The sequence below is a fragment of the Tolypothrix sp. FACHB-123 genome (assembly GCF_014697075.1).
Classification (GTDB): Bacteria; Cyanobacteriota; Cyanobacteriia; order Cyanobacteriales; family Nostocaceae; genus Aulosira.
Window position 1 is genome coordinate 70,542 of the sequence record NZ_JACJRE010000006.1, and the last position, 14,123, is coordinate 84,664.

Consider the following 14,123-nt stretch of genomic DNA (forward strand, 5'->3'; position numbering starts at 1 on the left):
TCTCAAACTTCTTTATTAGAGTCATTAGCCAGATTTCTCAATAATTCCTCTGGGGTGTCAGTATTAGCAGCAACCTGCGCTCTAATTTGTGCTGATTCATCATTAGCTAAACGTTGGAGTACTTCTACAGAAGTTTGTTTATGCAGTCGCTTCCTGGCTAAACCTGCGCGAACATTTAAACTAGAGTCTTGTGTCAACTCTAATAAATTGCTAAGTGGTAAATTAGCATTTTCTGCTACTACAGAACGCACAGTTTCATCTGCGTCTTTGGCGAGTTGCTGTAATACTTGAATTGGAGTTTTATGGCTACGTGCGGCGGTAATTTTCGCATTGCGATCGCCTTTTTCTAACACCTGCGCTAAAGCATAAGGACTATCAGCACGACGCGCCATTAATTGATGCGCTTCCGTAATTTCTTGTTCTTCCTCCATTGCTAATAATATCCGATGGCGTTCTCTTGCAGGCAAATGAGGATTTTTGATGACATTCTCTCGAATATTGGCAACATTATTATTTGTCTTTTCTAGAGGTTGTTTAACAAGTTGCAGTAAAATATTAATCGGCGTACCAGGATTTTCAGCTACCCAATTTCGTGTAGCATTATTAGTATCTTGAGCTAATTCTGCTAATGCACTAGCAGGTGCATGAGGATTGCGAGAAACTGCTTGACGACCGACACCAGGACGAGTCATTAATTGGTTTATAATTTCTGGTGGAGTATTGGGATTTCTGGCAATTGTTTCTGGAATATCGTTCCAATTTGTTGAGAGAAGTTGCTGAAAATACTCTTTGCGTTCGGCTTCGGGAACTTGCAGATTATAAGCTAAAGCCATCCGCATATCGCAATCATTTTCGTAAGAATTTAACTTTTCGAGAGGACGAGTGAGTTGCTTTTGCAATTTTTCTCGTAAAGGTACTGGTAGACTAGGATTACCCACTAAGGCTACAGCAACAGTGCGATCGTCTTTTACCACATCTACCAGCGTGTCAGGAATTTCTAAGATATTAGTGATAATTTTTTGTCGTTCTGACTCTGATATAGTTGGCAGAAATTGTTTCCATTCCTCGTTTACCTGTTCGTAAAAACTTTTATCTTGGCGGTATCTTCCCTTTAAATCGCCAACATAAGTATAATTTTCTAGTAATGTTGTCCATTGATAACTTTCAATTAAATTAAACCATTCCTCAACATCAATTGATATTTGATATGGAGTCAGAATTTTTCTGATTGCATCCATACAGAAATCAGCCACAGATTCTCTGTTATCTGCTTCTGGATTTCTAGTTAAAAGGCGGCGGAGTTTGAAGCGGAATTTATTTTGAGGTGATTCCTGTTCAACTATCTGTTCTAAAATCGCCACAGGTGTTTGCGCATCTGCGGCGATTAACTTGAGAACATCCCTTTCTCCGGCTTTGACTAACTCCTCTAGTAACTCAATTTTTTTCGCTGGATCAATCAGAGAATTTTGGGCAATTGCTAGCTTAATATATGGATGGGGATATTGAATTAAATGTTCTAAAATTTCCACCGAAACTTGGGGATGTTTGGCAACATCAACCAAAAACCTAATATCATCTCTAATCCATTTCTCAAAAACTTCTGGTAATGGTAGATGCGTATGCTTTGCTCGTTTCGCTACGATTAAAGCCTCTAAATCAACATTCGCTAATTCAGCTAAAATCCATGTAGGTGTATGCGGTTGTCGCAAAAATAAATAATTATCTCTTACCCCTTCATTAAATAATCTTTCTAAAATACTAGTTGGTAAATTTTCTCGTCTTTTTAAAAGCTGCTGCTGAGTGGTAAATAATTGATGTAATATCTCTTCCGTTGCATTGAGATGTTCTGTTACAGTTGCTTGGATTGTTTGATTTTGATGTTGCGCTAGTACAGCTAACACAGGTGCGGGTGTTTCTGGATTCTTCGCCACTGCTAACTGAATTTTATATACACTATCTCCAGCCAACTGCATGAAAGTTTCTGCTGTCGCACAAGGATTTTGCGCCACCGCCAAGCGAATCCAAGCCCAACGGCTTTGTGCTAACATTGCTAATTGTTCTGCATCGGTATTCCAGTCAGATGCAACGGTATATTGTCCTTCCACTAGTTCAATTAATGATGGTGGACAACTGGGGTTAAACTTTACTGCTAACCTAATAGGTAATTCTAAATCCCCTGCTAACTGCTCTAATACTGCTAAGGGTGTTTCTGGTGATTCTGCAACTTGTAAGCGTGGTTCTAAAGTTGGTTCCTGCGCCAAGCGTTCGAGTAATTGTAAGCGATATTTTAAGGGTATATGGGGATTACGCAACCCAGGAATGAGCTTTTCTGCGGGAACCCACTCGCTGAAAAAGCATGGCGGTACAGTTCCCAATTTGAGCAATTCTACAGCCAATCGGTCATTTTGCCCTAGTTCCTGTTGTTGCAGTATTGCATCTACCGCTTTTTGCCAATTGTCTGTGATTTCTCCCGCATAATTTACGTGTAAACTGGCGGCTTGTGATACTTGACTGTCAGTGCTATTAACTAAGACTTCTAAAAGCGATCGCGGTGTTTCAATGTAGTTTGCAACAGCTAATTGCAATTCTGTTGGCTGCTGTAATAACTGTTCTGGTGTATCCAAAAATGCTTGTAAATCGGCGGCGCTAACTGGCTGAAGAGGTTGCATCACCATAAAACCTAATAACTTAGTACATTTGTATCATAAAAATAACTGTAGGTAAACTATACTTACAGTTTTTATGCCTATCTTCATAATTCCCAGAACTGTCACATCAACGACAGAATTCGACTTTGACATATTAAAGTTGCGATTTGAAAATCAACGCTGATTTTCTCAGGAGAAAATGGAAGAATGTAAAGGTTAACTGGCTCAGGAAACGTCTCTCAAGAGAGTTGATGGTGTTGTTGTGATTGGAATAGTCATTGTTTCTCACAGTAAACAACTCGCGCTTGGTGTACAGGAACTAGCAGCGCAAATGGTTCAGGGTAAAGTCCCGTTAGCGATCGCAGCTGGAATTGACGATCCAGAAAATCCTTTGGGTACAGATCCCATGCAAGTTTATCAGGCGATCGCTTCTATCTTCAACGATGATGGTGTTTTAGTGTTAATGGATTTGGGTAGCGCTGTGATGAGTGCAGAAATGGCGCTAGATTTCCTTAACCCGCAACAACGCCAAAAAGTCCATTTATGTGCAGCACCACTGGTTGAAGGTGCGATCGCAGCTGTAGTTGCCGCCGCCGCAGGTCATAATATTCAGCAAGTGATAACTGAAACAGAGTCAGCTTTAGTAGCAAAACATACTTTGCTCGGCATAGACAGCAGCCCTGCATCGGTTATTTCTACATCTGACGCAGAATCGCCTAGCAAAGAAATTCGCCTCACAGTTAACAATCGCTTGGGTTTACACGCCCGCCCAGCCGCGCAATTTGTCACCACCGCCGCCCAATTTCAAGCGCAAATTAAAGTAAGGAATGTTACTAGAGGTACAGATGCCGTTAGAGGTGACAGTATCAACCAAGTCGCCACTTTAGGAGTGCGTCAAGGACATGAATTAGTAATTACGGCTACTGGTATCGATGCTGATGCTGCCTTAGCTGCTTTGGAAGTATTAATTAATAATAACTTTGGTGAAGATGATAGTACATTTACGCCGCCAATTGTTGAGTCAATAGAAGTTAGCCCCGCTTCTGCTGGCGAACTATCGGGAATTCCGGCTTCACCGGGAGTTGCGATCGCGCCTGTCGTCCATTATCAACTACCTGCCATCACTGCTACACAATATCACGTAGAAGATACAGAATCAGAGTGGCAAAGGTTACAAATAGCTATCGCCACCGCCCAACAGCAAATTCAGACATTGTTTTCCCACGCTTCCTTGCAAATTGGTGATACAGAAGCGGCGATTTTTGTCGCCCATCTATTGTTTTTAGAAGATCCGGTACTTTTAGAAGCAGTGCGATCGCGCATTTATGACCATCATCTCAACGCCGAAGCCGCTTGGCAAGCTGTTGTTGATGAAGTCGCTTCTAGCTACCATCAATTAGAAGATGCTTATTTACAAGAACGAGTCGAAGATGTGGTTGATGTCGGACAAAGGGTACTGCGCTTACTCACCGGCGCATCAGCCAGTGCTTTAGAATTGACAGAACCAGCGATATTAGTCGCCAGCGATTTAACACCCTCAGATACCATTGGCTTAGATCCCAGCAAAGTATTAGGAATTTGTACCACATCAGGTAGCGCCACATCTCACAGTGCAATTATCGCCCGCACATTAGGTATTCCGGCGGTTTTGGGCGTAGATGCAGGTATATTGTATCTGGAAGATGGCACAATTATGGCGCTTGATGGCGGCAGTGGTAAAGCGTGGGTAGAGCCAGAAGCAGATATTTTGAGTATATTAGAAGCGAAGCGAGAAGCTTGGCAAACTGCACAACAGGAAGCGCTAGCCAAAGCACATCAACCAGCAATTACGCGCGATGGTAAGCAAGTCAGTGTCTTTGCTAACATCGGTAGCATAGCTGATGTTCAAGTGGCTTTAGCTAGCGGTGCTGAAGGAGTAGGACTACTGCGTACAGAGTTCCTGTATTTAGGTAGGACAAGTGCTCCCACGGAAGAGGAGCAATTAGCAGTATACCAAGCGATCGCCCAAGTTTTAGATCAAAAGCCATTAATTATCCGGACTTTAGATGTTGGCGGGGATAAACCGCTACCTTATATTCAAGGCGTACCGGAGACAAACCCCTTTTTAGGTTGTCGGGGAATTCGCTTCTGTTTGGAACATCCCGACATATTTACAACTCAATTGCGGGCGATTTTACGGGCTAGTACGGGACACAATATTAAAATTATGCTGCCGATGATTGCCAGTATCACCGAAGTTAGGGCAGCTAAGGACATTTTAAATGAAGTGCAACGGGAACTCAGACAAGCAGAGATTCCCTTTGATGGCAATATTAAACTAGGTATCATGATTGAAGTACCAGCAGCCGTGGCGATCGCGGATCAATTAGCAGCTGAGGTAGACTTTTTTAGTATCGGCACCAACGACTTAAGTCAGTATGTCATGGCAGGCGATCGCAATAACCCCCGCGTTGCTAATTTAACCGATGCATTACACCCTGCGGTACTGCGGATGATTCAGCGCACAGTGAAAGTCGCTCATGAGGCAGGAATTTGGGTAGGATTATGTGGTGAACTTGCAGCCGAACCCGCCGCCACAGCGATTTTATTGGGATTAGGATTAGATGAATTGAGCGTCAATCCCCAAGCCATCCCCATTTTAAAACAAGCGATCGCGCAATCAAGTATGAGCCAAAATCAGGCGATCGCTGCTTCCGCATTACAATTAGATTCTGCCGAACAAGTCAGACAACTTACGGCTTAATTGTTGATGGTTGACTGTTGACTGCGCTGCGCCTGTCGTTCGCAAAGCGTCTCGAAGAGAAGTATTGACGGTTGACTGAGATAATTCTGTCTTTAAGCAGAAGATTTTTCATTACATCTCCGCTACAGTCTACACAAAGATAGATTTTACCAATTTAAAAAAATAATGAGACAGCTTAATCTGTAAGGGTGGGGTTTCCTCGCCCTTAACTTAACGAAAATCTATAATCTCACACTCATTAATTAAATCGGTATTATTTGAATATAGACTGACAATTGATTTGCCCTAGCAACTAGCACAAACATAGTTGCTAATATTTAATGCTTAAGTTTTCGTAAAAATTTCATTGCCTAAAATTTGACTTTATTTATAAGTACGGGGGTACAAATTTCGTGTCTTCGTCAAATACTGTTTTAGACAAACAACCACCAACTCAAACTTCGCCTAATATTGAGTTTTTAAAAGAAGTAGGTCAAGTAGCTGGTGTAACTCTTTTATCAATAACAATGCTAGCTAGTTCGGTAATGGCTGGCGGATTAGTCGGTTTAGCTGTAAGTTTTCGCAATTTACCAGATGTACGACAACTCAGAAGTTTCGCACCAGCAGAAACAACTTATATTTATGACATTAAAGGCAAACTATTAACAGCTATACATGGAGAAGCTAACAGAAAAATTGTCCCACTAAATCAAATTTCGCCGAATTTAAAACGCGCAGTCTTAGCTAGTGAAGACAGTCATTTCTATCATCATCATGGTGTTAATCCGGCTGCGGTTGGGCGTGCAGCAATAGTTAACTTGACAGCCGGCGGTGTGCGCGAAGGTGGTTCGACAATCACCATGCAATTGGTGAAGAATATATTCCTTACTAAAAAACGCGCCTTTACTCGCAAAATTGCTGAAGCAGTATTAGCAGTTCGCCTAGAGCAAATTATTAGTAAAGACCAAATTTTAGAAATGTACCTCAATCAAGTTTATTGGGGACATAATAACTACGGCGTACAAACCGCAGCCCGGACTTATTTTAATAAATCAGCAGCCAATTTGACTCTAGGCGAATCCGCAATGATGGCGGGTTTAATTCAAGCGCCGGAAGAATTCAGCCCCTTTGTCAATATGAAATTGGCGAAACAAAAACAAAAAGAAGTTCTGGGGCGAATGTTAGATCTGAAATGGATTAGCCAGCAAGAATATAATGCAGCTCTCCAAGAACAAATTAAACTTGGTCAAATCCGTTCATTTCAAGGTAGTGCTTTGCCTTATGTCACTAATACCGTAGCCCAGGAAATTATTAGAAAATTTGGGCGCGAGGCATTAATTAAAGGCGGAATGCGGGTACAAACTACAATAGATGCTAACTTCCAATTAATGGCTGAAGCAACTATTAAAAAATGGCATAAAACTCTTTTAGGAAGAGGATTATATAAAAATCAAATGGCTTTAGTTGCCATCGATCCGCGCACCCATTTTATTAAAGCATTAGTTGGGGGAGTAGATTCTAAAGCTGGGGAATTTAACCGCGCTACCCAAGCGTTACGTCAACCTGGTTCTGCTTTTAAACCATTTGTTTACTACACCGCCTTTGCTAGCGGGAAATTTACACCTAATAGTACAGTAATTGATTCTCCTGTCAGCTATCGCGATGGTGATGGGTGGTACTATCCCCGCAACTATGATGGCGGATTTATGGGCGCAATGCCAATTCGTACCGCTTTAGCATTATCTCGCAATGTGCCGGCGATTAAAATTGGTAAAGCTGTAGGGATGAATAGAGTTATTGACACCTGCCATACTTTAGGAATTAATAGTCCAATGGTAGCGGTGAGTTCTTTACCATTAGGCGCGATTGGTGTCACACCGCTAGAAATGGCTAGTGCTTATGCCACATTTGCTAATTATGGTTGGCGATCGCCTGCAACGGCAATCATGAGAATTACTGATAGTAGCGGTAATGTATTGTTAGATAATACACCTAAACCCCAGCAAGTGCTTGACCCTTGGGCATCAGCCGCGATGTTAGATGTTATGCAATCAGCAGTAACTGAAGGAACAGGTAAAGGTGCTGCAATCGGTAGGCCTGTTGCAGGTAAAACAGGTACCACTTCCGCAGAAAAAGATATATGGTTTATTGGTACTGTACCCCAATTAACAACTGCAATTTGGGTAGGTAGAGATGATAACAAACAATTAGCCAGTGGTGCCACAGGTGGGGGAATGGTGACTCCTGTTTGGCGCGATTTTATGGAACAGGCGCTGAAGGATGTACCAGTGATGAAATTTAAACCGCCTTCAGAATTTCCGCGACCTAAGGCAAATTAATATCAATTCACCCGAATTAACGCCCGCAGGAACCAGTAGCCTGGGGCTAACATTACCAAGCCCACCTCTGTGGGCTTTGTGTAATTAGCCGCACTCTTTGAGGGTGACGGCGGTATTACGGTATAAGCCAATACCGTAATGCTCAAGATTTCATCCACAAGGGGATGGAGTTTTTCATCTCCAAGATAAATTAAGGTAGAACCAAGTTTTAATTTTCTGGCACCATCTTTTGACTAGAGGTTGGGAAGTGGATGCAGTTCGTGATGATGTTGACCACTTTGCAGATGAGTATGTAAAGGAAGTTTTGCCACCGTTGAAATCTTGTTCTAACTGTGCAGCTTTATTTAAATCTGAGGTAGCTCGATGTTCGTATCCTAGTTGAGAGCAAACTAACCCGCGGTATTTGTAGGCATCAATATAGCGAGGATTAAGGCGAATTGCTCTAGTAAAATCCGCGATCGCATCTTGATATCTCCCTTGACTAGCGTTTTGTACTCCCAAGTTGTAAAAAGTCTCTGCGTTCCAGGTATTTACAGATACTTTGGGGGGATTTTTCGCTGAAGATGGCGATCGCGGTTGAGGATTTGTGGGTAGCTGTTGAGACTTAAGATGGTTATAAGCTACGTTGATTTTTTTGATTTTTTCCTCGGCTATCTGTTTTTCCTCTGGATCGCCAAAGCGATCGGGATGCCAAGTTTTAATCAAATTACGATAGGCTTGCTTGACCTGCGCCTGCGATGCTCCAGGTTTCAGCCCCAGAATTGCATAAGAATCATTAATATTTAGTTGGAAACGCGATCGCGGCTGGTCGTTAGACATATCGCCAAATGAAGAAATCACTAACTTTCTATATCTATGCTAACGATTCCGCATTTATAATTCGTAATTCGTAATTAATACCGTCAACTGCCAACCGTCAACCGCCAACCGTCAACCGTCAACCGTCAACCGTCATCTGATCGAGTTCATATCCTCCAGATATATAGGTAAAAAACACTGTTGATGGAATCTGCCAAAATGCTTGCTCGTTTAAAACTGGCTTCTCAATTTACGCTACTGCTGTCGCTAATTTTCATTACGGGAATCGGACTAGGCGGTTTTGCACTATCGAAGGCGCTGGAACATAAGGCGCTGACAGAGATGAATGCAAGGGGACAAATGGCAATGCACATGATTAACTCAGTTAGCAGTTATACCAGTAATGATATTGCCCCATTAATTACCCAACTTGCAGATCCCGAAACTACCTTTATTCCCGAAACTATCCGTAGCATTGCAGCTAGAAGGGTATTTGAAAATTTTCAAGGTAATTGGCAATACAAAGACTTGATGTACAAACAAGCGACGCTCAACCCAACAAATCCCGACGATCAAGCCGACAGATTTGAAGCCAAAATCATTGAAAGGTTTGATAGCGATCGCACTTTAACCACGCTGTCTGATTTTCGCTTAGAGGCTGGAGAGCAATTATTTTACACCGCTCAACCATTAACTGTGAATAGTTCTAGCTGTTTGCTATGTCATGGTAACCCCAATCAAGCCCCCAAAAGCCACGTTAAAACCTACGGTACCCAAAACGGTTACGGCTGGAAGCTAAATCAAGTTATCGGGACTCAGATTATTTATATTCCCGCCAGAGAAGTTTTTGCCAACGCCCGCAAAGCACTTTTTTTATTTATCAGCATATTCATGGGCATTTTTGCATTAGTTATCCTCTCTATTAACTACTTACTCAAATGGAGAGTAATTCAACCGTTAAAACCAATGGCTCAACTTGCGCAAACAATTAGTAGAGATACCGTTAGCACTCACGAAATCCGAGAATTAGAACGTCAAGGACTAAGCAAAATTGCTCACCGCACCGATGAATTAGGGCAACTGGGGAGGGTATTTCAGAAAATGGTACGAGAAGTTTGCGATCGCGAACAACAATTATCTGCCCAGTTACAACAATTGCGTGTAGAAATCGACCAAACAAAACGTATACACGAAGTTGAAGAAATTGCCGAAAGCGATTATTTCCAAAAATTGCAGCAAACAGCCAAAGAAATTAGGCAGGGGAATCAGGGAGATAAATAATAACATCTCCATGCCCAATGCCCAATGCCCAATACCCAACAAATAACAAATGACAAAAATAATTTCAATTCATTCTTTTCGCGGTGGAACTGGTAAATCTAACGTCACTGCAAACTTGGCAACCTTAATTGCGCGTACTGGTTTACGAGTGGGAATTGTTGATACAGATATTCAATCTCCAGGAATTCATGTGCCCTTTGGTTTAGATGAAACTAAAATTAAATACACTTTGAATGATTATTTATGGGGACGCTGTGCTATTGAAGCTGCTACTTATGATGTTAGTTCTATTTTTGCAACCAAAAAAGGTTGGTTTAGTAATAATCGCGGCAAAATTTATCTAATTCCCTCCAGTATTAAAACAGGAGAAATTTCTCGTATTCTGAGGGAAGGATATGATGCACGTTTACTCAATGATGGTTTTCGCCATTTGATGCAACGTCTCCAGTTAGATTATTTATTCATTGATACTCACCCAGGAATTAATGAAGAAACTCTGCTTTCCGTAATTATTTCTGATATTCTGTTGGTCATTTTGCGTCCTGATAAACAAGACTATCAAGGAACAGCAGTGACAATCGATGTAGCGCGAAAATTAGAAGTTCCCAAAATGCTATTAGTAGTCAATAAAGTATTACCTAGTTTAAATACTCCATCTTTAAAACAACAAATTCAAGAAAGTTATAAAGTTCCTGTTGCGGGGGTTTTACCTGTTTGCGAAGAAATGTTTCATTTAGCCAGCAGTGATATTTTCTCTCTGCGCTATCCAGAGCATCCTTGGACAAAAACTATCAGTGCGATCGCTCAATGTCTAACTGATAATCCTAAACCTGCAAATCCGGGATTTAATTTTAGCAGAATTGCCAGATAATTCAAAACTAAAAATTAATTATCTTCAATAAAAGGGTTTAAGACCCCTACGTCTATACGTAGTATCATTTTCAGTCGGAGTTTAAATCTCCGTCTGAAAATGTCTTTAATTTTGAATTTTGAATTTTGAATTGTTAATTCATAAATCTGAGATTGCTTACTAGTTGTGTAAATTTTGATGTGTTTTCTGTTTGCGCGATCGCAAACCAAATAAACCTAAACTCAATAACCCCACTACAGCAGAAGATTCAGGAACTTGTTGTGGTTCTTCATCATAGCTGTCCCACATAGTACCACTATTCACTTGAAATAGTCCTTCTTGAGCTAAATAGTCAGTTAAATCTTGACCTTGATTCAGGCTTGTTGTAGTACTACCACCACCCCAGCGATTTTGCTTCAACATTTTGTTAATGTTAGTTACAGATGTACTATTTCCCTTAGTATTAGCAGTTGTTTGTGCTTGGTTTTTTAGTGTGGATAATTGTAAAGATGATAGAGGGTTAAATGTACTAGCAGCTCGGTTATAACCAATTACATCTAGTGCTTGTAAATCAAGATTAGTCACACCTCTTCTAGTGTTTGTGGGTAAAGATGGATCCATAATCCCCAAAGCAAAGCCATTACTACTGCGCTTCCAGTGGCTCCCTTGATAACCATCTGGTTGATAGTTATTCCAGAAGAAGCTTGATGTTAAACCTTCATTTTCGCCGGTAGATAAATTCGCTATAGCTGTGTCTCCTCCGTCGATAGAAAAGAAAGGAGTTGAACTACCAGTTCCCCCATAAGCCATATTTACTTCGCGATCGCTCGTGAGGGATGATTTACGAAATAGGTCAAATGAAGTAATATATTTGAGCCGCTCAGTTGCATTAGAGTAATTACTATTATTAACAGCGTCTATGCCACTGACAAAACCTAAAATATGTCCGATTTCATGGATTAAGACACTAGTAAAATCGAATTTATTAGTACCAACACCACTACTAAGATAATCATTTTGCCAACTGAAGCCAGTATTCATCAAATTGCTAAACACAATCACCCCATCTAAATCATTACTGTTTGTGTCCAGCAAATTTAAGGCTTTAGCATTAGCTCTAGTGAGATTAAGGGTATTAAAGGACTTATTCGTTAAACCTTCCATCTCAGCAGATATACTGCTCCACAGCGACGGTGTTTCTAAATTCGCAACAGCAAGTTCATCATTTGTATAAGTGAAAATATTATTGTCGATTGTGCGATCGCTTTTTAAGGCTGTGTAAAAATTGCTGTAACTCACATTGCTCATAAAAGCTGGGATAGCACCAGCCAGAATTCCCGAAGGTAATTGGCTCGCACCACCCTTCTTCAGGTGAATATTGATAGTTGCATTGTCTGTAAGATATTGTTCCCAAATACTTCCAGCTAATTCGGCAGCTACTTTTTCCTCCGTTGTAACTTCTGTATCGTAAGAGAAGTTCAATTTCAGTGCTTGTGCTGGTTGGTTAATAACCATCAAAGCGGATATTGTTGCAATTAAACAAAAATGAGTGCTGTTTGTACGCATATAAATTGATATAATACCTACTGTTTTATAATTGCTTTTAACTTAGCAGCTTCAAATCATAAAGTTGATGAACTAGTAATGAAATATTATTCGTTTTTATAAAAATTTTTATGCTAGCACCAAAAATAAATTCTGTATAAATACCGGGAATATTGCACCACATAAATAATCACCCCGATTTACTGTCATAGTCGGGGTGATTGGTAACTCTTAATTTGCATAATTTATGCAAAAATGGCGTGCAAGCCATGATTTAGCATTGCTTCATTTCATAACTCTGAGATTTCCTACTATTGGTGTAAGTTTGTATGTGTTTTCTGTTTCCCCAACCTTAAACCGAATAAACCCAAACCCAATAATCCCAAAGCAGCAGAGGGTTCGGGTACAGAAACTGGATCGTCTTTCTCTTCTTCTCCCAAAACTGACCAAAAACCACCCATTTGGAAAACCCCAAGTTGTTTAAAATGGTCTGCTAAATCATTCACCTGACTTAAAGTCGTAGTGCTACTACTACCACCCCAACGATTTTGGTTATACATATTAGCGGCTTCTGTGTTGCGATTCACATTTCCTTTGGAAGCAGCAGCAGTTTTGGCTTGTGATTCTAATGTAGCGAAGGATGTAGTTGAGTTTTTCCGTTGCCAACCAATTACATCCATCACCCTTAAATCTAAGTCAGACATTTCCCGTCTGTGACCTGTAGACAAGGCTGGAGCCATCACACCCAAACCACGATTGACGTTGCTCAGATTAAAAGGGTTTTTATAAGTCTTACTATTATCTTGCTTCCAATGACTACCTTGATAACCATCCCCTTTAAATCCTGCGATTGTAGTATTGTAACTATCAGATACGTCTACTCCAGTAGATAAAAGACCTATACTAGTTGCTCCATTATCAAGGGAAAAGTAAGTTTGCGCTCCATGAGCTAAATCAGCACCTGCGTTTCCTAGAGTTGCACGTCTATCAGAACTGCGGAATAAATCGAAGGTTGTGATGGCTTGTTCTCGATAAGCCATATCCCAGTAAGAAGTGGAATCTGTAGCTGCTTCTAAGCTACTAACAAAACCCAGAATATGACCGATTTCGTGGACAGCAACGGTTGTTAGGTCAAATTGGGTACTGGAGTTACTAGCTGAACGTTGATAACCACTGTTGTACCATCCATATTGCTTACCATTAATCAGGCTATCCAGGCTATTAACCAGGATTACTCCATCCAAAGATGTGTTATTTTTATCAAGCAACCCTATGGCTTTAGCGTTAGCACGGGTAATACTCATTGTTGTGGATGAAAATCCTGCTTCATGGTTTACGTCATATGGACTAAGAAAGTTAGTCCATAGGAGTCCATTGGGATTTGGTGAAGTAGCACTACCTATTCCTATGGTTTTATAGTTATTGTTATTGATGGCAGTAATATCGTCACCAGATAGGTTGACATCATTCATCATTCCACCCCAGACATCATTAACAGTAGGATTGAGGAAATAAGGAATGGCTCCAGCTAGTGCAGTTTGAGTGACTCCATTGACCTGACGAGACATTTTGCTATTAGCTGCAAAGTCAATGTGTAGATTAATTGTGGCATCATCACTCAGGTATTCTGACCAGTAGCGACCAGCAAATTCAAAAGCCTCTTTTTGTTGGGTAGTAACTCCAGTGTCGTAGGTGAAGTTAAAGCTCACAGCTTGTGCTGGAATACTACTACCAATTACCCCAGAAACAGCAGCTATGAAATACAAATATCGATGTATTTTCATGGATTTCTTAATACAATTTAAGAGAAGAATGGTATTTAATTTAATACATAAACATATCCAAATTTATGAATTACGAATGAAAGAGTATTTACTAGTGATAAAATATTTAATGCTATTCTAAATTTTTTTTAAGTGTAAATACTGAAAATATCAGTC

General features: G+C 40.6%; 9 protein-coding genes. 4 read left to right on the plus strand and 5 right to left on the minus strand.

What is annotated here, in order from left to right; genetic code table 11:
• Positions 1–2: 2 nt before the first annotated feature.
• Entirely contained in the window at positions 3–2,669 is a 2,667-nt protein-coding gene (locus tag H6G41_RS06175) for a HEAT repeat domain-containing protein (protein WP_206756940.1), read from the minus strand.
• Between the two features lie 241 nt (positions 2,670–2,910).
• Here H6G41_RS06175 and ptsP point away from each other — a divergent pair, with 241 nt between their 5' ends.
• Together ptsP and H6G41_RS06185 are read left to right on the plus strand one after the other, a co-directional pair.
• Positions 2,911–5,391, plus strand: a complete 2,481-nt coding sequence (gene ptsP / locus H6G41_RS06180) for a phosphoenolpyruvate--protein phosphotransferase (protein WP_190744612.1) — start codon at positions 2,911–2,913, stop codon at positions 5,389–5,391.
• Between the two features lie 392 nt (positions 5,392–5,783).
• Positions 5,784–7,709, plus strand: a complete 1,926-nt coding sequence (locus H6G41_RS06185; RefSeq protein WP_190744613.1) for a transglycosylase domain-containing protein — start codon at positions 5,784–5,786, stop codon at positions 7,707–7,709.
• A gap of 2 nt (positions 7,710–7,711) precedes the next feature.
• On the opposite strand, the gene H6G41_RS06190 is transcribed toward H6G41_RS06185, so the two are convergent.
• Together H6G41_RS06190 and H6G41_RS06195 are read right to left on the minus strand one after the other, a co-directional pair.
• Positions 7,712–7,855, minus strand: coding sequence for a hypothetical protein (locus H6G41_RS06190; RefSeq protein WP_190744614.1), 144 nt, complete (start codon positions 7,853–7,855; stop codon positions 7,712–7,714).
• 28 nt (positions 7,856–7,883) lie between these two features.
• Positions 7,884–8,528: a DnaJ domain-containing protein gene (locus H6G41_RS06195; RefSeq protein WP_190744615.1), complete on the minus strand. Its 645-nt coding sequence runs from the start codon at positions 8,526–8,528 to the stop codon at positions 7,884–7,886.
• Between the two features lie 183 nt (positions 8,529–8,711).
• Here H6G41_RS06195 and H6G41_RS06200 point away from each other — a divergent pair, with 183 nt between their 5' ends.
• Positions 8,712–9,788, plus strand: a complete 1,077-nt coding sequence (locus H6G41_RS06200; protein ID WP_242037818.1) for a DUF3365 domain-containing protein — start codon at positions 8,712–8,714, stop codon at positions 9,786–9,788.
• 49 nt (positions 9,789–9,837) lie between these two features.
• A complete protein-coding gene (locus tag H6G41_RS06205; protein ID WP_190744617.1) occupies positions 9,838–10,659 on the plus strand; it encodes a MinD/ParA family protein in 822 nt (273 codons plus the stop codon).
• Between the two features lie 159 nt (positions 10,660–10,818).
• On the opposite strand, the gene H6G41_RS06210 is transcribed toward H6G41_RS06205, so the two are convergent.
• The gene (locus H6G41_RS06210) at positions 10,819–12,153 is read right to left on the minus strand and encodes an NF038122 family metalloprotease (protein WP_190744619.1); all 1,335 of its coding nucleotides are present in this window, start codon (positions 12,151–12,153) and stop codon (positions 10,819–10,821) included.
• Between the two features lie 341 nt (positions 12,154–12,494).
• Positions 12,495–13,967 (minus strand): NF038122 family metalloprotease, encoded by a 1,473-nt coding sequence (locus tag H6G41_RS06215; RefSeq protein WP_190744620.1) that lies wholly within the window; start codon positions 13,965–13,967, stop codon positions 12,495–12,497.
• Positions 13,968–14,123 lie beyond the last annotated feature (156 nt).

Bases quoted from the DNA above. Each gene is read 5' to 3' on its own strand.
- H6G41_RS06175 (WP_206756940.1), bottom strand. From the start codon at position 2,669: ATGCAACCTCTTCAGCCAGTTAGCGCCGCCGATTTACAAGCATTTTTG.
- H6G41_RS06195 (WP_190744615.1), bottom strand. From the start codon at position 8,528: ATGTCTAACGACCAGCCGCGATCGCGTTTCCAACTAAATATTAATGAT.
- H6G41_RS06200 (WP_242037818.1), top strand. From the start codon at position 8,712: ATGGAATCTGCCAAAATGCTTGCTCGTTTAAAACTGGCTTCTCAATTT.
- H6G41_RS06205 (WP_190744617.1), top strand. From the start codon at position 9,838: ATGACAAAAATAATTTCAATTCATTCTTTTCGCGGTGGAACTGGTAAA.
- H6G41_RS06210 (WP_190744619.1), bottom strand. From the start codon at position 12,153: ATGGTTATTAACCAACCAGCACAAGCACTGAAATTGAACTTCTCTTAC.
- H6G41_RS06215 (WP_190744620.1), bottom strand. From the start codon at position 13,967: ATGAAAATACATCGATATTTGTATTTCATAGCTGCTGTTTCTGGGGTA.